The organism is Vibrio sp. SG41-7 (assembly GCF_014164465.1).
Taxonomy (GTDB): Bacteria; Pseudomonadota; Gammaproteobacteria; order Enterobacterales; family Vibrionaceae; genus Vibrio; species Vibrio splendidus.
Map to the genome: position 1 here is coordinate 1 of NZ_JACJFF010000290.1, position 1,207 is coordinate 1,207.

Below are 1,207 nucleotides of genomic sequence, written 5' to 3' on the forward strand. Positions count from 1 at the left end.
TTAAGCAATTCTTTAATGCTGAAAGCCTTCAAAAAATGGCGAAAAGCACAGGACTTATGAAACGGTGTCGGGCGATCTTACCCGACCAGCTAGTGATAAGCCTAGTGGCCGCTTTGAGCAAAGGAAATTGCTCCTCTATTGCCGATTTACTAAGGCAATTCAATGGTATGTGCTTAAGTGCTAAAGATACCGTGGCTTATAAGCCCTACCATAACCAGTTAAGAAAAGAAGAGTTTCCGACATTCATGCGTCAGTTGGCCATGCGAGCAATAGCTCAGTTTGCTCGCCAGCAGAGTGCCAACCTACCAGATAAACTCGCTATCTTTGATGATGTGTTGCTTCAAGATGGTAGCTCTTTCCACATTCATCGTGACCTTGCGGGCGTTTATCCGAGTCGATTTAAGCGTAACCCTGCCGCGGTTGAATGCCATATGACAATGTCTTTAAAAAGCTTTTCTCCAGTCGCGATGAGTATCAGTGCTGATACGGCATCAGAAAGAGATTTTTTACCTGAACCCAAAACGATGCGTAACAAATTGCTGTTGGCTGACGCTGGGTATCCTGACTTCCAGTTCTTTGCAGAGCTTGATCAGTATGGTGGCTTCTATATTTTTCGCGGAGCCAAATCCCTGAATCCAAACGTTATTGAAGCGAGAAATGGCCAGGGGCGGCGTTTACCTAAACTAGAAGGGAAGAAGCTTAAAGACATCACTCGAGGTACTAATCGCTCGCAGGTGCTCGACCTTAAAGTTCGTCGCGGTAAGCAAACATTTAGAGTTGTAAGGCGTTGGTTTGCAGAGGAAAAACGATTCTGCATTTGGATAACTAACTTGCCTTCAGACACCTATACTGCTGATGACATCATGGCGATCTACCGCTGTCGATGGCAGGTTGAGTTGCTTTTTAAGGAGTTAAAATCTCACACAAACTGGCAACGATTTGTCACCACACAAAAGGCTATCGTTGATGGGCTTATCTGGGCCAGTTTGATCGCGCTGATCATCAGGCGCAGTACTGCACTTCAGATAATGCCATCGGTCTCGCTGTTTAAAGCGGCAAAAAATGTGGATGTGTGGTTGTTACCAATATTTGAATGTATCAGCCACAGAGCATGGTCAGAAATAGGCAACAAACTTGAATGGGCCTGTAGCTATATATTCAAGAATGCACAAAAATCCGCTCAAAGGAAATCCAAGAAAAACATTAC

The 1,207-nt window shown here is 44.6% G+C and carries 1 protein-coding gene; it reads left to right on the forward strand.

Features of this window, described 5'->3' with window-relative positions; translation table 11 throughout:
* Positions 1-1,207: IS4 family transposase (locus H5300_RS26705; RefSeq protein WP_182797358.1), on the forward strand; the 1,207-nt coding region annotated here is incomplete at both ends.